Annotated in this window: 17 protein-coding genes; 6 read left to right on the top strand and 11 right to left on the bottom strand. The window is 71.1% G+C overall.

Annotated elements, in window-relative coordinates; genetic code table 11:
• Window positions 1-434 precede the first annotated feature (434 nt).
• On the top strand, window positions 435-905 hold the full coding sequence (locus tag ACWTSU_RS03435; RefSeq protein ID WP_455138480.1) for a hypothetical protein: 471 nt from the start codon (window positions 435-437) through the stop codon (window positions 903-905).
• A 56-nt stretch (window positions 906-961) separates the two neighbouring features.
• Here the strand turns inward: ACWTSU_RS03435 and ybaK are convergent, their stop codons facing one another.
• Window positions 962-1,462 (bottom strand): Cys-tRNA(Pro) deacylase, encoded by a 501-nt coding sequence (ybaK, locus tag ACWTSU_RS03430; protein ID WP_455138479.1) that lies wholly within the window; start codon window positions 1,460-1,462, stop codon window positions 962-964.
• A gap of 5 nt (window positions 1,463-1,467) precedes the next feature.
• A complete protein-coding gene (gene uvrA, locus ACWTSU_RS03425) occupies window positions 1,468-4,341 on the bottom strand; it encodes an excinuclease ABC subunit UvrA (protein WP_455138478.1) in 2,874 nt (957 codons plus the stop codon).
• 136 nt (window positions 4,342-4,477) lie between these two features.
• On the opposite strand from uvrA, the gene ACWTSU_RS03420 reads away from it, so the two are divergent.
• The 5 genes from ACWTSU_RS03420 to ACWTSU_RS03400 all read left to right on the top strand — a co-directional run bounded on the left by ACWTSU_RS03420 (window position 4,478) and on the right by ACWTSU_RS03400 (window position 9,938).
• Window positions 4,478-5,350 (top strand): Mrp/NBP35 family ATP-binding protein, encoded by an 873-nt coding sequence (locus ACWTSU_RS03420; RefSeq protein ID WP_455138477.1) that lies wholly within the window; start codon window positions 4,478-4,480, stop codon window positions 5,348-5,350.
• A gap of 3 nt (window positions 5,351-5,353) precedes the next feature.
• The gene (locus ACWTSU_RS03415) at window positions 5,354-6,553 is read left to right on the top strand and encodes an FAD-dependent oxidoreductase (protein ID WP_455138476.1); all 1,200 of its coding nucleotides are present in this window, start codon (window positions 5,354-5,356) and stop codon (window positions 6,551-6,553) included.
• Between the two features lie 141 nt (window positions 6,554-6,694).
• Window positions 6,695-8,359, top strand: a complete 1,665-nt coding sequence (locus ACWTSU_RS03410) for an NAD(P)/FAD-dependent oxidoreductase (RefSeq protein WP_455138475.1) — start codon at window positions 6,695-6,697, stop codon at window positions 8,357-8,359.
• A gap of 102 nt (window positions 8,360-8,461) precedes the next feature.
• Window positions 8,462-8,692 carry a helix-turn-helix domain-containing protein gene (locus ACWTSU_RS03405; RefSeq protein ID WP_455136617.1) on the top strand — a complete coding sequence of 77 codons (231 nt, stop codon included), beginning with the start codon at window positions 8,462-8,464 and terminating at the stop codon, window positions 8,690-8,692.
• Entirely contained in the window at window positions 8,682-9,938 is a 1,257-nt protein-coding gene (locus tag ACWTSU_RS03400) for a HipA domain-containing protein (protein ID WP_455138474.1), read from the top strand. The genes ACWTSU_RS03405 and ACWTSU_RS03400 overlap by 11 nt, the downstream gene beginning before the upstream one ends.
• A gap of 24 nt (window positions 9,939-9,962) precedes the next feature.
• Here the strand turns inward: ACWTSU_RS03400 and ACWTSU_RS03395 are convergent, their stop codons facing one another.
• From ACWTSU_RS03395 to ACWTSU_RS03355, 9 genes are all read right to left on the bottom strand, one after another.
• Window positions 9,963-10,247, bottom strand: a complete 285-nt coding sequence (locus ACWTSU_RS03395; RefSeq protein ID WP_455138473.1) for a PTS sugar transporter subunit IIB — start codon at window positions 10,245-10,247, stop codon at window positions 9,963-9,965.
• A 73-nt stretch (window positions 10,248-10,320) separates the two neighbouring features.
• On the bottom strand, window positions 10,321-12,555 hold the full coding sequence (gene uvrB / locus ACWTSU_RS03390; RefSeq protein ID WP_455138472.1) for an excinuclease ABC subunit UvrB: 2,235 nt from the start codon (window positions 12,553-12,555) through the stop codon (window positions 10,321-10,323).
• 277 nt (window positions 12,556-12,832) lie between these two features.
• Window positions 12,833-13,441, bottom strand: a complete 609-nt coding sequence (locus ACWTSU_RS03385; protein WP_455138471.1) for a lytic transglycosylase domain-containing protein — start codon at window positions 13,439-13,441, stop codon at window positions 12,833-12,835.
• Window positions 13,428-14,033 carry a dephospho-CoA kinase gene (coaE, locus tag ACWTSU_RS03380; RefSeq protein ID WP_455138470.1) on the bottom strand — a complete coding sequence of 202 codons (606 nt, stop codon included), beginning with the start codon at window positions 14,031-14,033 and terminating at the stop codon, window positions 13,428-13,430. The genes ACWTSU_RS03385 and coaE overlap by 14 nt, the downstream gene beginning before the upstream one ends.
• Window positions 14,034-14,249: 216 nt before the next feature.
• Complete coding sequence (locus tag ACWTSU_RS03375) at window positions 14,250-14,867, bottom strand: ATP-binding cassette domain-containing protein (RefSeq protein ID WP_455138469.1); 618 nt, start codon at window positions 14,865-14,867, stop codon at window positions 14,250-14,252.
• Window positions 14,864-15,658, bottom strand: coding sequence for an ABC transporter permease (locus tag ACWTSU_RS03370; RefSeq protein WP_455138468.1), 795 nt, complete (start codon window positions 15,656-15,658; stop codon window positions 14,864-14,866). Before ACWTSU_RS03370 ends, ACWTSU_RS03375 begins: the two co-directional genes overlap by 4 nt.
• Before the next feature lies 1 nt (window position 15,659).
• On the bottom strand, window positions 15,660-16,694 hold the full coding sequence (locus ACWTSU_RS03365; protein ID WP_455138467.1) for an ABC transporter substrate-binding protein: 1,035 nt from the start codon (window positions 16,692-16,694) through the stop codon (window positions 15,660-15,662).
• A gap of 63 nt (window positions 16,695-16,757) precedes the next feature.
• Window positions 16,758-17,180, bottom strand: coding sequence for a hypothetical protein (locus tag ACWTSU_RS03360; RefSeq protein ID WP_455138466.1), 423 nt, complete (start codon window positions 17,178-17,180; stop codon window positions 16,758-16,760).
• A 367-nt stretch (window positions 17,181-17,547) separates the two neighbouring features.
• Window positions 17,548-18,080: S1 RNA-binding domain-containing protein (locus ACWTSU_RS03355; RefSeq protein WP_455138465.1), on the bottom strand; the 533-nt coding region annotated here is incomplete at its 5' end.

Here is an 18,080-nt window from a genome sequence, read left to right as displayed (position 1 = left end):
TCGACAGGAAGAGGAGGGCGGCGTAGGATACGGGGCGGGGCTGCGGGCCCCGGGGACGGCCCTACACCACTTTTCGTGACGCGACTGAGAAACCCTCCGACTTCCCGTGATTCTCGAGCGGCACGGACCTCCCGCCGACGCGAACGCCCCGACGGGCAATCCCGTTCAGACGACGGAGACATGGGCACGCCGCACGGCGAGAAGCGCCGGCGCGGTGCGCGTCCGTGCGCGTTCGTGACGCCGCGGCGAGACGGGCCCGGGCTCCCACGCCGCCCGCGGGCGCGAACGCGCCGTCCGCCGAGTCCCGTGACGGGATGCGGCCACCCGCGCGGGCCGCCACCTGCGGCGTCAGCCTCGTGCTCGCCAGCGGTCGGGCAGCGGTCGCGCGGGCGCCCTACGCTGGCCTCCCGACCACGAGCGAAGGGAGAGCGGACATGGCACTGAGATGGGACGAGGCGCGGCTGGTGGTGACCTGCGGCGAGATGCCGTCGGAGGAGGAGCGCGACTCCTGGGGCGACGACTTCATCCTCTGCACCCTGCGCCCCGAGGAGGTCGATGACCCCGAGACGATCCAGACGGTGCGCGACTTCGTGTTCGAGAGAACGCTGCAGGCGCGCCGCGACCGCCTCGAGGAGCTTCTCGACCCCGACGCGGGGCTGCCCGAGCCGGAGGCCACCGAGCCCCCGGAGGGAGCGGGCTCCGAGGCCGCCGAGCGCGAGGAGCACCTGCTCGAGAGCTTGCGCTCAGCCGAGGGCGACGGCGGCGACGGGGGTGGCGCGGGCTTTGACGACTTGGGCCTCCCCGCGGACGGCTCGCTCGAGCGCGGGATGTGGCTCGAGGGAGGCTCGGGTACGGGCGCGCGCATCTTCGTCGGACACGTCGAGGAGCTCGTGGTCCACAACTGAGACGGGCGGCGGGCGGCAGCGACTCGCCGCCCGCCGCGGCGCCCCCGGCGCACGCCCTAGTCGCGCACGATGTCGGCGTAGGTGGCGTCGCAGAAGCGCACCAGGTCGTCGGGGGCGAGCGCGAGGCTGAGGCCGCGACGCCCGCCCGAGACGCGGATCTCGTCGAACAGCTGCGCCGTCTCGTCGATCAGCGTGGGGAAGCGCTTCCTCATGCCGACCGGCGAGCAGCCGCCGCGCACGTAGCCGGTGACCGGCTCGAGGTCGCGCACGTGCATCAGCGCGAGGGACTTCTCGCCCGCCGCCGCGGTGGCCTTCTTGAGTTCGAGCTCGTCGGCCACCGGCAGGCAGCACACCACGTGGCCGCCCGACGGCGTCACGCACACGAGCGTCTTGAGGCTGGAGGCCGGGTCCTCCCCGAGCCGCTGGGCGATGTGCAGCCCCAGCTCGCTGGAGGTGTCCGTCTCGTCGACCTCGTAGGTCTCAGACGAGAAGGGCACGCCCGCGGCCTCGAGCTCGCGCATGGCGTTGGTCTTGGGCTGTCGCTCCCGGCGCGCCACGGGCGCTACGCCCCCGCCTGGCGGGCGCGGTCGCGCGCGAGGATGTCGCGCAGGAACTGGCCGGTGTAGCTCTCCGGCACCTCGGCGACCTTCTCGGGCGTGCCGTAGGCCACCACCGTGCCGCCGCCGTCGCCGCCCTCGGGGCCCATGTCGAGCACGCGGTCGGCCACCTTGATGACGTCGAGGTTGTGCTCGATCACGAGCACCGTGTTGCCGGCGTCCACGAGCTTCTGGAGCACGTCGATGAGCTGGCGGACGTCCTCGAAGTGCAGGCCCGTGGTGGGCTCGTCGAGGATGTAGAAGGTCCTGCCCGTCTGCTGGCGGTGCAGCTCCTTGGCGAGCTTGACGCGCTGCGCCTCGCCGCCCGAGAGCGTGGTGGCCGGCTGGCCCAGGTGGATGTAGCCCAGGCCCACGTCATAGAGGGTCTGCAGCTTGTTCTTGATGCGCGGGATGTTGGCGAAGAACGCCAGCGCCTCGTGGACCGTCATGTCGAGCACGTCCGAGATGGACTTGCCGTGGTAGAGCACCTCGAGGGTCTCGCGGTTGTAGCGCTTGCCGTGGCAGACCTCGCAGGGCACGTAGACGTCGGGCAGGAAGTTCATCTCGATCTTGATCTGGCCGTCGCCCTTGCACGCCTCGCAGCGCCCGCCGGGGACGTTGAACGAGAAGCGTCCGGGGCTGTAGCCGCGCGCGCGGCTCTCGGGCAGCGACGCGAAGAGCGCGCGCAGGTCGTCCCAGAGCCCGATGTAGGTGGCGGGGTTCGAGCGCGGCGTGCGACCGATCGGCGACTGATCGATGTCGATGACCTTGTCGATGAGCTCGATGCCCTCGATCTTCCGGTACGGGCCCACCGGGCGCTTGGAGCGGTGCACGGCGTTGGTGAGCGCGGGCGCGATGGTGTCGGTCACCAGCGAGCTCTTGCCCGAGCCCGAGACGCCCGTGACCACGGTGAGCGTGCCGAGCTCGATCCTGGCCGTGACGTTCTTGAGGTTGTTGGCGCGCGCGCCGGTGATCTTGATGGCGCCCTTGCGCGGGTTGCGGCGCTTCTCGGGCAGGCGGATCTGGCGCGCGCCCGTGAGGTAGGCGCCCGTGATCGAGTCGGGGCAGGCCGCGATCTGCTCGGGCGTGCCGGCGGCCACCACGCGCCCGCCCAGCTCGCCGGCGCCCGGGCCCATGTCGATCACGTAGTCGGCGGCACGGATCGTGTCCTCGTCGTGCTCGACCACGATGACGGTGTTGCCCTGGTCGCGCAGGCGCTTGAGGGTCTCGATCAGGCGGTTGTTGTCGCGCTGGTGCAGGCCGATCGAGGGCTCGTCGAGGATGTAGAGCACGCCCATGAGCCCGGCGCCGATCTGCGTGGCCAGGCGGATGCGCTGCGCCTCGCCGCCCGAGAGCGTGGCCGCGGCGCGGCTGAGCGTGAGGTAGTCCAGGCCCACGTTGACCATGAAGCGCAGGCGCGCCACGATCTCCTTGACCACGGGGCCGGCGATGAAGCGCTGGCGCTCGGTGAGCTCGAGCGCCTCGAAGAACGCCAGGGCGTCGCGGCACGACAGCTCGCAGACCTCCCAGATGTTCTTCTCGCCCACCGTGACGGCCAGGATCTCGGGCTTGAGGCGCGCGCCGCGGCAGGTGGGGCACGGGACCTCGCGGATGTACTTCTCGAGGTGCGTGCGCATGGTCTCCGACGTGGTCTCCTGGTACTTGTCGAAGAGGATCTTGCGCACGCCCGAGAACGTGGTGAACCAGTGGGTGTCGCGACCGTCGCGCGTGTGGTAGTCCACGCGCACCTTGGTGGCACCGAGGCCGTCGAGAAGGGCGCGCTGGACCTTCTTGGGCAGCTCCCTCCACGGGGTGTCCGGCGAGGCGCCGAGGTGACGGCAGACGGCGGCGAGCACCTGCGGGTAGTAGTTGGAGTGGCCGAAGAGGCTGCCGAAGACGCCGCCCGCCACCGAGAGGTCCGGGTCCTCGATCAGTGCCTCGGCGTCCACGACCTTGCTGAACCCCAGGCCGTCGCAGTCGGGGCAGGCCCCGTAGGGGGCGTTGAACGAGAAGTCGCGCGGCTGGAGGTCGTCCATCGAGTGGCCGTGCTCGGGGCAGGCCAGGGCGAGCGAGTAGCTCAGCAGCTCGCCGGGGAAGCGCTCGGGGTCGTCGCGGTCGGGCATGAGCCAGAAGCCCACCTTGCCCTGCGCGAGGCGCGTGGCCTGCTCGACGGCCTCGGCGATGCGCCCGAGGCTGCCCTCGCGCACCACGATGCGGTCGACCACCACCTCGACGTTGTGGCGGTTCTTCTTCTCGAGGCGGATCTGCTCGTCGCCGAGCTCGCGCACCTCGCCGTCGATGCGGACGCGGCTGAAGCCCTCGCGCCGCAGGTCGTCGAAGAGCTTGGTGTACTCGCCCTTGCGGTCGAGCACCACCGGGGCGAGCACGAGGGCGCGCCGGCCCTGGGCGCGCTCGAGGACCTTGTCGGCCACCTGGTCGGTGGTCTGGCGCTCGATGACGCGGCCGCACTCCGGGCAGTGCGGGGTGCCCACGCGCGCGAAGAGCAGGCGCAGGTAGTCGTAGATCTCGGTGACGGTGCCCACCGTGGAGCGCGGGTTCCTGGACGTGGTCTTCTGGTCGATCGAGACGGCCGGGCTGAGGCCGTCGATGCTGTCGAGGTCGGGCTTGTCCATCTGCCCGAGGAACTGGCGCGCGTAGCTCGAGAGGCTCTCGACGTAGCGGCGCTGGCCCTCGGCGTAGATGGTGTCAAAGGCAAGGCTGGACTTGCCCGAGCCCGAGAGGCCCGTGATGACGACGAGCTTGTCGCGGGGGATGTCGACGTCGACGTCCGCCAGGTTGTGCTCGCGGGCGCCGCGGATGACGATCGAGTCGTGGGCCATGGGACCTCCTGTCGCACGTTCGTTCGACCCAACCGGGATAGTTTACTCGGTGGGGGCCGGCGATGTCCCTTCGGGAGGTGCGCTTGGTAGAATCGTGACAAAAAACGTGCGCCCGCGGGCGCAGAGGGGAGGCCCCATGGACCAGCAGGAGCAGGAGAAGATCCGCCGGGAGGTCGAGCAGGCGCTGCACGGCGGCGAGAAGGACGACCCGTTCCACGTCGACACCAACGACTGCATGAACGTGCGCCACGTGATCGGCGTGGTGTCGGGCAAGGGCGGCGTGGGCAAGTCGCTGGTCTGCGGCATCCTCGCCGTGAGCCTCGCGCGGCGCGGCGCGCGCGTGGGCATCCTCGACGCCGACGTCACCGGTCCCTCGATCCCGCGCATGATGGGCCTGGGCCAGGAGCGCGCCCGCGCGGTGGACAACCTGCTCGTGCCGTGCCGGACCGCCGGCGGCATCGAGGTCATGAGCGCCAACCTCGTGCTCGAGCACGAGAGCGACCCGGTGCTGTGGCGCGGACCGGTGGTGGCCGGCGCCATCAAGCAGTTCTGGGGCGAGTGCGCCTGGGGCGACCTGGACTACCTGCTCGTGGACATGCCGCCGGGAACCGGCGACGTGGCGCTCACCGTCTTCCAGTCGCTGCCCGTTGAGGGCGTGGTCATCGTGAGCTCGCCGCAGGACCTCGTGCAGATGGTCGTGGGCAAGGCCGTGAACATGGCCAACCTCATGAAGGTGCCCGTGCTCGGCATCGTGGAGAACATGGCCTACGTGGAGTGCCCCGACTGCGGCCGGCGCATCGAGCCCTACGGGCCGAGCCGTCTGGCCGAGACCGCGGCGGCCTTCGACGTGGACGCGCTCGGGCAGCTGCCCATCGACCCCAAGCTGGCGGCGGCCTGCGACGCGGGCACCTTCGAGCGCGACCTGCCCGACGGGCTGCTCCCCGAGGCGGTCGACATGGTGGTACGCGTGGGCGAGATCGCCGACGCCGCCCGCGCGGGACTCGCGTAGCGCATGGCGAGAAGGGCGCGGGGCGCGAGCCGCTCGCAGCGGCGCGCCGAGGCCATCGAGGCGGCGCGCGCGACGCGCGTGCCGGGGCGCGCGGACGTGGCGGTGGTCGGCGGCGGGCCGGCGGGGCTCGCCGCGGCGGTCGCGGCAGCCGAGACCGGCGCGGACGTGGCGGTGTTCGAGCGCGACGTCGCGTGCGGGCGCACGATCCTGCCCACCGGCAACGGGCGCTGCAACCTCTCCAACGCGCGCCTCGCGTGGGAGCGCTACAACGACCCGTCCTTCGTGGAGGCGGTCTGCGGGCCGCGCTTCGACGAGGACGTGCTGGGCTTCCTCGAGGGGTGCGGGATCGCGGTGGCCGAGGAGAGCGGCGGGCGACTCTACCCGCTCTCGCGCCAGGCGGCCTCGGTGCGCGACGCGCTGCTCGCCCGCGCGCGGCGCGCCGGCGTGACGCTCGCGTGCGCGCGCGGCGTCACCGGCCTCGAACGCGCGGACGGCGGCTGGCGCGTGGCGTGGGACGGCGAGGCCGGCTCGGGCGCGCTCGCGGCCGGGGCGGTCGTGCTGGCCGCGGGCGGCGGGGCCGGCGTCTGCGACGCGCTCGGCCTCGAGGTGGCGCCGCGCGTGCCGGTGCTGTGCCCGCTCGCGTGCGAGGCGCCGGAGGGCGTGTCGCTCGAGGCGCTCGACGGTCGGCGCGCGCACGCCACGGCGCGCCTCCTGCGCGACGGCGCGGAGGTGGCGCGCGAGCGCGGCGAGGTGCTGTTTCGCGCCTACGGCGTCTCGGGCATCGCGGCCTTCGACCTCTCGCGCGCGGCGCGCCCCGGCGACGTGCTCGCGCTCGACCTGACCGACGGCCTGGACGTTGCGCGGGCGCGGCGCCTGGTCGAGGCGGCGGACGGCAGCCTCGCGGGGATTGTCGACCCCGCGATCGCCGCGGCGCTCGGGGGGTCGCTCGAGCGGGCGCGCGACCTGCGGCTCGTGGTGCGCGGTCCGGCCGAGGCGGAGCGCGCGCAGGTGACGCGCGGGGGCCTCGTCTGCGCGCAGTTCGACCCGGCCACGCTCGAGGCGCGCCGCACGCGCGGGCTTCTCGCCTGCGGCGAGGCGCTCGACGTAGACGGCGCCTGCGGGGGCTTCAACCTCGCCTGGGCCTGGAAGAGCGGCCTGGTGGCCGGCGCCGCCGCGGCCGCGGTGGTCCGCGGGTGGCGCTGAGGCGGACGAGGACATGCGGCCTCCGGACGCTTTTTGGTCCGAAAGCGTCCGGAGGCCGCAGCTAAACGAAGAAGGTGCGGGAAACTGACAGAATCACCCGTCAAAGCGTCAGCTTCCCGCACATCGATGACGGGAGCAACGATGATCGAGGTCTCTGGCATACGCGTGGCCCTCTCGGCGCTCGACGGCAGCGACGCCGCCGAGCTCGCGGCCTGCCGCGCGGCGCTGGCGCGGCGCCTGCGCGTGCGCGAGGGCGAGCTCGCCTCCGTCACGAGGCGCCGTCGCTCCATCGACGCGCGGCGCCACGACGACGTCCACCTCACCTTCACGCTGCGCGCCGAGCTCGCGGGCGGGGCCGCGGCCGAGCGTGCCCTGCTCGCCCGCCTGAGGAGGCGCCGTGCCGAGAAGAACGTGCGCGTGGTGGACGAGCGGCCCTACGAGTTCCCCTCCCCCGTCGCGGCACGCCCGTCCGAGCGCCCGGTGGTGGTGGGCGCGGGCTGCGCGGGGCTCTTCTGCGCGCTGGCGCTCGCGCGCGCCGGGCTCGAGCCGCTGCTCGTGGAGCGCGGCGACGACGCCTCCCGTCGCGCCGAGGTCGTGGAGACCCACAACGCCACCGGCGTGCTCGATCCCGAGAGCAACATCCAGTTCGGCGTCGGCGGCGCCGGGACCTTCTCGGACGGCAAGCTCCAGACCGGCACCAAGAGCCCCGCGCACCGCCTCATCCTGCGGACGTTCGTGGAGGCCGGCGCGCAGGAGCGCATCCTCTGGGACGCCAAGCCGCACGTGGGCAGCGACGTACTGCCCCGCGTGGTGACCGACATCGTGAGGCAGATCGAGGAGGCGGGCGGCGAGGTGCGCACCCGCTGCCGCATGACGGATCTTCTCGTTGAGGGCGGGCGCGTGCGTGGCGTGACGCTCGAGACGCGCGGGGCGGACGGCGAGACGCGCGAGGAGCGCGTGGAGGCGTCGTGCGTGGTCGTGGCCTGCGGGCACTCGGCGCGCGACGTCTTCGGGCTCTTGCGCGAGCGCGACGTGGCGATGGAGCGCAAGACCTTTGCCATGGGCGTGCGCATCGAGCACCTCCAGGCCGACATCGACCGCGCGCTCTGGGGCCGCGCGGCGGGCCACCCCGCCCTCGGGGCCGCCCCGTACAGCCTCTCGTGCCACCTCGACGGCGGGCGCAGCGCGTTCTCGTTCTGCATGTGCCCCGGCGGCTACGTGGTCTCGGCGGCCAGCGAGCCGGGTGGCGTCTGCACCAACGGCATGAGCCTCTCCGACCGCGCCGGAACCAACGCCAACGCGGGGCTTCTCGCCAACGTCTTTCCCGACGACCTGCCCGGCGACGACCCGCTCGCCGGCGTGGAGCTGCAGCGCCGCTGCGAGCGGGCGGCCTTCGAGGCGGGCGGCGGCGCCTTCGTGGCCCCGGCGCAGCTCGTGGGCGACTTTCTGGCCGACGCGCCCTCGAGCGCGCCCGGGCGCGTGGAGCCCACCTACCTGCGCGGCGTGACGTGGGGGAAGATCGGCGGATGCCTGCCCGCCTACGTGACGGACACGCTGCGCGCGGCGATCCCGCTGCTCGGTCGGCGCCTGCGCGGCTTTGACGCGGCGGACGCGGTGCTCACGGGCGTGGAGACGCGCTCGAGCTCGCCGGTGCGCGTGACGCGCGGGGACGACGGCCAGAGCGTGAGCACCCCCGGGCTCTGGCCCGTGGGCGAGGGCGCGGGCTACGCGGGTGGCATCATGAGCGCCGCCACCGACGGCATCCTCGCGGCCGAGAAGATCGTGCGCACGCTCGCGGAGAGATAGGCTCGTGAGGGCATCCGTCCCAGATCTTCTCACCGATTTATGCGTTCGAATATATTCTGCTAGAATGTCCCCGACTTATGCGTTCGCATAAACGGAGGCACCATGACGCGCATCTACGACACCTCGGACCTGGGGACGCTCATCGCGGCAGAGCGCAAGCGCAGGGGCTATACGCAGGCGGAGCTCGCCGACTTCTCCGGGGTCGGGGTCACCTACCTCTCGCATCTCGAGAACGGCAAGGAGACGGCCGAGATCGGCAAGGCGCTCACCGTGCTCGCGACGCTTGGCCTTGACCTCTTTGCCGAGCGGAGGGGCGGGACCCATGCGGCTTGACGTCTACCGGCTCCAGACGAGCGTCCCCCTTCTTGTCGGGACCATCGACGGTGACACCCGGTCGTTCTCCTATGCGCCCTCCTACCTTCTCTCACCCGACCCCCTGCCGCTCTCGCGCTCCCTCCCCCTTTGCGAGGAGACCTTCGCCGAGGAGCGCTGTCGCCCATATTTTGAGGGGCTCATCCCCGAGGGCGAGGCACGCGCGACGCTTGCCGCCGAGCTGGGACTGGACGCGAACGACTACTTGGCCATGCTCGAAGCGTGCGGCAGGGATTGCATTGGGGACGTGCTGATTCGCCGGGAGGGGGACGACGCCGCATCGGAGCGGCCCTCGTACGAACCTCTGCGGGGGGATGCCCTCCTCGCGATGTTCAGGACGCCGGAAGGAGTCGCGAGAGAGAACGCCTCCTCGCACCTCTCCCTGGCCGGGACCCAGGACAAGGCCGGACTCGCGGAGCGACCCGACGCCCCCGGGTCCTGGCTGAGGCCGCACGGTCTCGCGGCGTCCACTCACATCCTCAAGACGAGCTATCTTCGCGACGTCCCCGAGCTCGAGTTTGTCTGCATGAGAGCGGCACGGACATGTGGCGTGCGCGTCGCCGAGGTCTCGCTCCACAGCTACGGTCGGCCCGTCGTCGCGGTCAGGCGCTTTGACCGGCGCGTGTCGATCGACGACGGACGACTCGTCGTGGGGAGGCTTCACCAGGAGGACCTGGCGCAGGCGCTCGGAATCCTGCCCGCCTCGAAGTACGCCGAGCTGAGGGGAGGGTCACTCCGCACGACCTCGTCGCTCATCCGCTCCGCCTCGTCACGTCCGATCGAGGACATCAGGCTCCTCGCCGAGCTCACGTGCTTCAACTACCTCGTCGGCAACTGCGACGCACACCTCAAAAACCTCTCCCTCGTCTGGGACGAGGACGGGATGCGCCTGTCGCCGGGGTACGACCTTGTGTCGACGACCTACTTCCCCCACTTCAAGCGAGAGCTCGCGATGGAGCTCGGCGGGCAGCGGGACATCGACGCGGTCGGACCGGACAACTTTCGCCTCCTGGCAGAAGAACTCGGCATCACCAAGCGCTCGCTGAAAGAGCTATGCGCACGCCTCACGGAGATGGTGCCGAGCGGCATCATGCGCGCCGGCGTGGAGGAGGATGCGCTTGAGTCGACAGCCATGATCGCCGAGGATCTTCTCGAAGACATGACACCCCGGCTGAACGTACTCGGACAATTTGTCAGCAGCAGGTGAGGGCGTATGCTGGCCCTGCGACCCCTACGCGAAGCGAATGAGGTCCAGCAGCTTGGCGAACTCCTCGTCCTGGTTCATGCCCGTGAGGAAGGCCACGCCGTTGACGACCGGGACGTCGTACTCCTCGTCGGTGCGCACGACGGGCACGAAGACGTCGGCGTCCTCGAGCGCGTCGTCGAGCTCCGCCATCTCGACGGCGTGGACCTCCGCGTCGACGCCCGCGTCGCGCAGGAGGCGGCCGATCTTGAGGGCCACCATCTCGGAGGTCGCCACGCCCGAGCCACACGCCACCACGATTCTTGCCGCCATGCTGCCTCCCGTCAGGTTCGGTCCGTTCCCCTCATTCTACCCGGTAGGCGCCCAAAGCGCCCGCCCGGGGCGCCTACTTCTTGTGCGGCCGGTAGCGCCGGCGCGTGGCGTGGGCGCTCCCCTTGCGCGCGCCGGTCTTGAGGCGCGCGATCACGTCGTCGGCAGAGCGGCCCTCCACGCGCGTGCGAATCTCCACGATCTGGTCGCGCAGACGCGCGGCGGTCTCGAAGTCCATGGCCTCCGACGCGGCGGCCATCTCCTCCTCCAGCGCATCGAGCACGTCGGCCAGCTCGGCGGCCGGCAGCTCCGCGAGCTCGGCGGCCACGGCGCGCGCGGTGCCCACCTCGCCCGGAGCGCCCTGCTCGGCCGCCCCCTCGCCCGAGGCGGTGTAGAAGACACCGTCCTTGCGCTGGCGCTTGCCCACGTTCTCCTCGGCCTCCGCGATGAACGACGAGACGTCGGTGATCGACTTCTTGACCGTGCGCGGCACGATGCCGTGCTCCTCGTTGTAGGTCTCCTGGATCTGCCGGCGCCGCGCCGTCTCGCCGATGGCCTCGCGCATGGAGTCGGTGATCGCGTCCGCGTACATGATGACCGTGCCCTGGGCGTTTCTCGCCGCGCGGCCCATGGTCTGGATGAGCGAGCGCCGGTTGCGCAGGAACCCCTCCTTGTCCGCGTCCAGGATGGCCACGAGCGAGACCTCGGGGATGTCCAGGCCCTCGCGCAGCAGGTTGATGCCCACCAGGACATCGATCTTGCCGGTGCGCAGGTCACGGATGATGTCCACGCGGTCGAGCGTGGCGGTGTCGGAGTGCATGTAGTTCACGCGGATGCCCTCGTCGAGCAGGTGGTCGGTGAGGTCCTCGGCCATGCGCTTGGTGAGCGTGGTCACGAGCACGCGCTCCTTCTTGGCCACGCGCTCCTTGATCTCGGCGATGAGGTCGTCGATCTGGCCGTCCACCGGGCGGACGTCGACCTTGGGGTCGAGAAGCCCCGTGGGGCGGATGATCTGCTCCACCTGCTGCTGGGTGACCGACTCCTCGTAGTCTCCCGGCGTGGCGCTCACGTAGATGAACTGCGGCACGCGGGCCTCGAACTCGTCGAAGCGCAGCGGCCGGTTGTCGAGCGCGCTCGGCAGGCGGAAGCCGTGGTCCACGAGCGTGACCTTGCGCGAGCGGTCGCCCTCGTACATGCCGCGGATCTGCGGCACCGTGACGTGGGACTCGTCGATGATGCAGAGCATGTCCGAGGGGAAGTAGTCGATCAGCGTGTAGGGCGGCTCGCCGGGCTTGCGGCCGTCCAGGTGCCGCGAGTAGTTCTCGATGCCGTTGCAGTAGCCCATGGTCTCGAGCATCTCAAGGTCGTAGCTCGTGCGCTGAGCGAGGCGCTGGGCCTCGAGCAGCATGTCGTTGGCCTTGAGCTCGGCCACGCGCTGCTCGAGCTCCTCGTTGATGGTCTCGAGCGCGTGGGTGACCTTGGGGCGCTCGGTCACGTAGTGCGAGGCCGGCCAGATGGGGATCGCGTCAAACTCGCGGAGGACCTCGCCGGTCACGTTGTCCACCTCGGCGATGAGCTCCACCTCGTCGCCGAAGAAGCTCACGCGCAGGGGGTTCTCGGCGTAGGGCGGGAAGACGTCGACGGTGTCGCCGCGCACGCGGAAGGTGCCGCGGCTGAGCTCGTAGTCGTTGCGGTCGTACTGGATGTCTATGAGCGCGTGGATGAGCTCGTCGCGCTCGAGCGGCACCGACTTGTCCACCGTTGGCGCGAGCCCCGCGTAGTCCTGCGGGCTGCCGATGCCGTAGATGCACGAGACGGACGCCACCACGATGACGTCGCGCCGCGACAGCAGGCTCGAGGTGGCCTGGTGGCGGAGCTTCTCGACCTCCTCGTTGATGGAGGCGTCCTTCTCGATGTAGGTGTCAGTCTGCGGGACGTAGGCCTCGGGCTGGTAGTAGTCGTAGTAGCTCACGAAGTAGACCACGGCGTTGTTGGGGAAGAGCTCGCGCATCTCGGAGGCCACCTGGGCGGCGAGCGTCTTGTTGGGCTCCATGATGAGCGTGGGGCGGTTGAGCTTCTCGATGGTCTTGGCCATGGTGAAGGTCTTGCCCGAGCCCGTGACGCCCATGAGCGTCTGGTAGCGCAGGCCGCGCTCCACCCCGTCCGCGAGTTTCTCAATGGCCTGGGGCTGGTCACCCGCGGGCTCGTAGGGCGAGACCACGGTAAGCGCCTCGCCCGCGCCCTCACGCCCGAAGCGCCTGAGCTCGCCGCCAAAGCGCTCCGTGCCGGCCGCGCCGCTGCCGTCCGTCATGGCCCTCCCCTCTCCGTCGGTTCCGTTAGTGTACCCCATCGCCCGGACACCAAACACGTGTTCTTCTTGATGGGTCATCGTTGGCCTCAGCCGGTCGATTAACCCGCAAAAAATGATTTCATAATCATATATTTGCTGGATTAAGGTTTGTGAATGTCAGATTTTGCGTGTTGTTGGGAGCGGGTGGGGAGAAAACGCGACCAGAGGGGCAGCGGGACGGGGCGAGAAGAACGGCGCGCGAGGGGTATGCGGCGAGAGGAGCGACGGGCGACGTGCGTCACGCGCCCGCGAGGCCGTCGGGGTAGCTCCAGCGGTATCCGTCGTAGGCGGCACGCACGCGCTCGAGGTAGGCGCGGGTCTCGGCGTAGCGCACGCCGTCGGGGATGGTCCCGCCCTCGGCGATCCACGAGCGCACGGCCCCGATGCCGGCGTTGTACGCGGCGATGACCTCGTCGAACGACGAGAGGTTCTCCTGCAGATAACCCAGGTAGGCGCAGCCGAACTCGATGTTGGTGTCGGGGTCGGCGAGCGCGGCCGGGTCATAGGCCGTCCCGTCCACCAGCCCCATCCCCACGAGGCTGGAGGCCGTCTCGGGCATGACCTGCATGAGCCCCACGGCCCCGGCGGACGAGACCGCGCCCTCGTCCCAGCCGCTCTCGCACGAGATCACCGCGCAGGCCAGCAGCGGGTCCACGTTGTGGCGCGTCGCCGAGGCCTGGATCGCGTCGGCATGGTCCACCGGGTAGAGCGCGCTGCGCGCCAGCGTGGTGGGCGTCGCGGCGAGCAGGGCGAGAAACGCGGCGGCGAGCGCGAGCAGACAGACCGGCACCACCCGGTACCAGCGCGCCAGGCGCTCGGGGCGGCGCCGCGCGCTACGACGCCGCATGGGACCCCCAGCGCTCGCGCACCGCGCGCTCGAGGGCGGCCTCGTCGCCGGCGTTGCTCAGCACCACGTCGGCGTGGGCGCGCAGGTAATCGTCGGAGGGCTGGCGCGCCACGCGGCGGTCGAAGTCGTCCGGGTCCATGCCGCGCCCGCGGGCGCGCTCGCGGCGCACGTCGAGCGGGCAGGTCACGACCACGACCTCGTCGGCGAGGTCGAGCATCGGCTCCATGCGGTCGAGCAGCGGCACCTCCACCACGCACAGCCCCGGCGCGCGCTCGCCGCAGCGCTCCGACGTCAGCGCGCGAACCAGGCGCGCGCGGATGTGGGGCAGCTCGATGGCCTCGAGCCTCTCGGCGGACTCGTCGTCGGCGAAGGCCCGGCGGGCGAGAAGCGCGCGGTCGAGCGCGCCGGTGTCCGGGTCCACGAGGTCGTCGCCGAAGGCGGCGCACACTTCGTCAAGGCACGGCTCGCCGGGCGCGAGCACGGCGCGCGAGACCTCGTCGAGGTCGATGCGCCACGCGCCCAGCCGCTCCAGCTCGCGCGCCACGGTCGACTTGCCCGACGCCGTTCCCCCGGCCAGAAACACCACGTGCACGACAGGCCCCCTCTCCGATCAGCACATCCCATCATCGCACATGCACGGGATCGGCGCGCCGGCATACCCTCCCCGCTCAGACAGCTTGCTTCGCAAGAACTCGCGGATGAGGGTACGCCGGCGCGCCCTCGGCTCGAGGCGGGGCGACGCATTCCAGATGCGAGTTCTTGCGCCAGCAAGCTGTCTGAGCAGATGGGATGCGTCGCCCCGCCCTCCCTAGCAGGCGCGAACCGTCCCGTCCTCGATGCGCCAGCGGAGCGGGTCGGGGAAGAAGGAGAGCTCGCGGTCGTCGTGGGTGACCCAGAAGGTGGTGCGGCCGGCGAGGCGCGGGACGAGAAACGCCATGACGCGCGCGACCGTGTCGTCGTCCATGCCCTTGAGGGGCTCGTCGAGGAAGAGCGCGTCGGCGTCGGCGAGCGCGCAGCGCAGGATCGCCACGCGCCGGCGCTGGCCCCCGGAGAGCTCGCGCACCGGCCGCGCGTCGCAGGGCAGCCCCACGGCGGCCATCGCGGCGCGCTCGCGCTCGAGCAGCCCCGCGCGCGCCGCCCCGCGCACGGGCTCGTGCGGCAGGCGGATGTTGGCCGTGGTCGTGAGGTTCTCGAGCAGTCGGTCCTCCTGGAACGTCGCCGCCAGGCGCGCGCCCTCGGGCCGACCGACCGTCCCGGCGTCGGGCTCCTCGAGCCCCATGAGCAGGCGCAGCAGCGTGGTCTTGCCCGCGCCCGACGCCCCCGTCACCACGTGGACGCGGCCGGGCGCGAAGGAGCACGTGACGTCCGCGAGCACGCGCAGCGCCCCGTAGCCCTTCTCGACGTGGCTGAGCGAGAAGCTCGTCACGGCCGCGCCTCCCTTCTTTCCTCCAGCCGGCCGAGCGCGAGCCGCACGAGCGCCTCGAGCCCCGCCGAGACCGCCACGATCGCCACCGTCCACGCGAAGAGGCTCGGCGTGTCGAGGTAGACCTTGGCGTCGTAGAGGTGCTCGCCCACCGTGAGGTCCGGCAGCCCGATGACCTCGGCGGCGATGCCCGCCTTCCACGCCAGGCCCAGCGCCAGCGTGACGGCGGCGCGGAAGTACGGCAGCACCTGCGTCACGTACACGATCCGCACGCGCGCGAGCGCCGGCACGCCGAAGAGGCGCGCCATCTCGGTGAGGCGCGGGTCGATCTGGGCGATGCCCTCGAGCACGTTGGTGTAGACCACCGGCAGCGCCATCACGAGCGCGACCACGGTCGAGAGCAGGCTCGACGAGACCCACAGCAGCACCAGGATCACGAACGAGGCGACCGGGACCGCCTTGGCGGCGCCCATGAGCGGGGCGAGCAGCGCGCGGACCGCGCGCGAGCGGCTCGCGGCGGCCGCGAGCGCCGTGCCCGCGACGACGGCGGCGAGAAGCCCCGCGAGCACGCGGCCCAGCGAGACGGCGAGCGACGCCCAGAACTCCGCCGTGGCGGCGAGCTCGGCCAGGCGCGCCAGCACCTCGAGCGGCCCCACGAGCACGATGTCGAGGTCGACGGCCCAGGCGGCGAGCTGCCACAGCGCGAGCCAGAGGGCCGCGCAGGCGAGCCGCACCGCCCAGCGGCGGATCCGTCCGCCCGCGGCCCCACGGCCCCTCTCGCCGGCGTCGCGCACGCTAGGCGCCGTAGTAGAAGTCGTCGCCGGGCAGCGTCCCGCCCACGGCCTCGGGGTTCTGGTCGGCGAGCACCTCGAGGTAGCCGGAGAGGCGCTCCTTCATCTCGTCGCCCGTGACGCAGACGATGTTGCACTCTGGCAGGGCCTTCTCGGCAACCTGGGCCGTGACGATGTCGTAGTCGCCCACGAGCTGGGCGGCGTCGGCGACGTTCTCGTTGACGAAGTCGACCGACTCCGCGTAGTGGCCGAGGAACGCGTCCACCGCCGCGGGGTTCTGATCCGCGAACTCCGAGCGCACCACGGCCACGCCGGTGATCATCGAGCTCTTCTCGTCGCCGGTCTGCAGCGCGTCCCACTCCTCGGTGAGGTCGAGCGCCACGCGGATCTGGTCGTTCTGCATCTGGGCCGTGGTCACGAAGGGCTGCGGCAGCATGGCCACGCCGTTGGGGTCGTTCATGAGGCGCGCGAGGGCCTCGGAGTGCTCGCTCGCCCACTCAACCTGCACGTCCTCGCCGATGGTGAGGCCGTTGCCCTCGAGGATGTAGGCCAGGCCGTACTCCGGCGTGGAGCCCTTGCCCGAGGCGTAGATCGTGCGGCCCGCGAGGTCGGCCACCGAGTTCACGGAATCGCCCTGCTCCACGATGTAGAGCACGCCGAGGGTGTTGATCGCGATCACGCGCACGCCGCCGTCGTTCTTGTTGTAGAGCACCGAGGCGAGGTTGGCCGGCACCGCGGCGATGTCGACCTCGCCCTTGGCGAGAAGCGGCGTGACCTCGTCGGCCGAGGCGTAGATGTCGAAGGTGTAGTCGTTGTCGGCGAGGTTGCCGGCGTCCGCCTCGCTCATGAAGCGCACCAGGCCCATGGCGGTGGGGCCCTTGAGGGCGGCCGTGCGCACCGCGACGGGCTCGGCGTCGGCCTGCGCCGCGTCGTCGGCGGGCGCGTCCGCCTGGTCGTCGCCGCCACCCGAGCAGGCAGCGAGCGCCATCAGCGACGCCCCCGCGCCCGCGACCTTCAGAAACGCGCGCCTGTCTAGCATGTGACCTCCCGTGTCCGTGGCTTCAGCCCGTCCATCATAGCGCGGGAGGCGCCCGGCGGACGGCTAGGAGCGGACCTCGAACTTGGTGTGGCAGCGCGGGCAGGTCACGCGCAGCTTGCCCTTGCCGCGCGGCACGCGGATGCGCTGCTTGCACGACGTGCAGCGCACGTGGCGATAGGAGCGCAGCTCGGCCCACGCCGCGCGCGGGTTCTGCAGCCAGGGGCGCGCCGGACCCAGGGCGCGCAGGAAGGCCTCGTTCTCGCGGGCGCGCGCGGCGAGGTTGCGCGAAAACATGCGGAACACCGCGTAGGCGACGAGCGCCAGCTCGACCCACGCGAGCCAGCTGACGTTCACGAAGAAGCCCAGCACCAGGTTGACGATCAGCACCACGATGGCGAGGTTCACCGAGAACTGCGCCAGGTCGTCGGGGCCCCGTCGCCCGCGCATCCACGTTGCCACCTTCTGCTGCCAGTCCCCCGCTGCCATGCTCGTCCCCTCTCGTCGTGATTCCAACGTCAGGTTGATACCCAAAACGCGCGCCCGCGTTTCTCGCCACGTGCCGGGTTGACGGGTCCGACACGTCGTGCCCCGCCCGACGCCGCCCTTCTCGTCCCTCCCCCTCTCGCGATTAACCCGCAAAATCTGACATTCACAAACCTTAATCCTGCAATTATATGAATATGAAATCATTTTTTGCGGGTTATTGGGGGGGTGAGGAGTCGAGGATGAGGTTGACGGACCGGGGAGCCGGGTCGTCGCACCGGCGAGAAGGACCGGCATGCGAAAGGGGCCGCCCCGCGCGCGGCGGGACGGCCCCTGGCTCAGGCGATGTGGGAAACGCCGCGGCGGGCGCCTACTCCTCGGTCTCGGGGAGCGGCTTGACCTCGACCTCGGTGCCGAGGGTCTCGGCGGCGGCCTTCATCGACAGGGAGATGCGGCGACGGTCGAGGTCGATCTCCATGACCTTGACCTGGACCTTGTCGCCCACCTGGCAGACCTGGGACGGCTGGTCCACGTGCTGCTTGGCCATCTCGGAGATGTGCACGAGGCCCTCCACGCCCTCGCCGAGGTCGACGAACGCGCCGAAGGTGACGAGCTTGGTGACGGTGCCCTCGACGATGGCGTCGACGGGGTACTTCTTGACGAGCGTGCGCCACGGGTCCTCGGTGGTCTGCTTGAGGCCGAGGGAGATGCGCTCGCGGTTGAGGTCGACGTCGAGCACCTGGACCTCGACCTCCTGGCCGACCTTGACGACCTCGGAGGGGTGGTTGACGTGGTTCCAGGAGAGCTCGGAGATGGGGACCAGGCCGTCGATGCCGCCGAGGTCCACGAAGGCGCCGAAGTCCACGATTGAGGAGACGGTGCCCTTGAGGCGCATGCCGACCT

Source organism: Thermophilibacter sp. (assembly GCF_966187215.1).
Note: the sequence above shows the minus strand (reverse complement) of the source record. Positions and strands in the feature narration are given on the sequence as shown.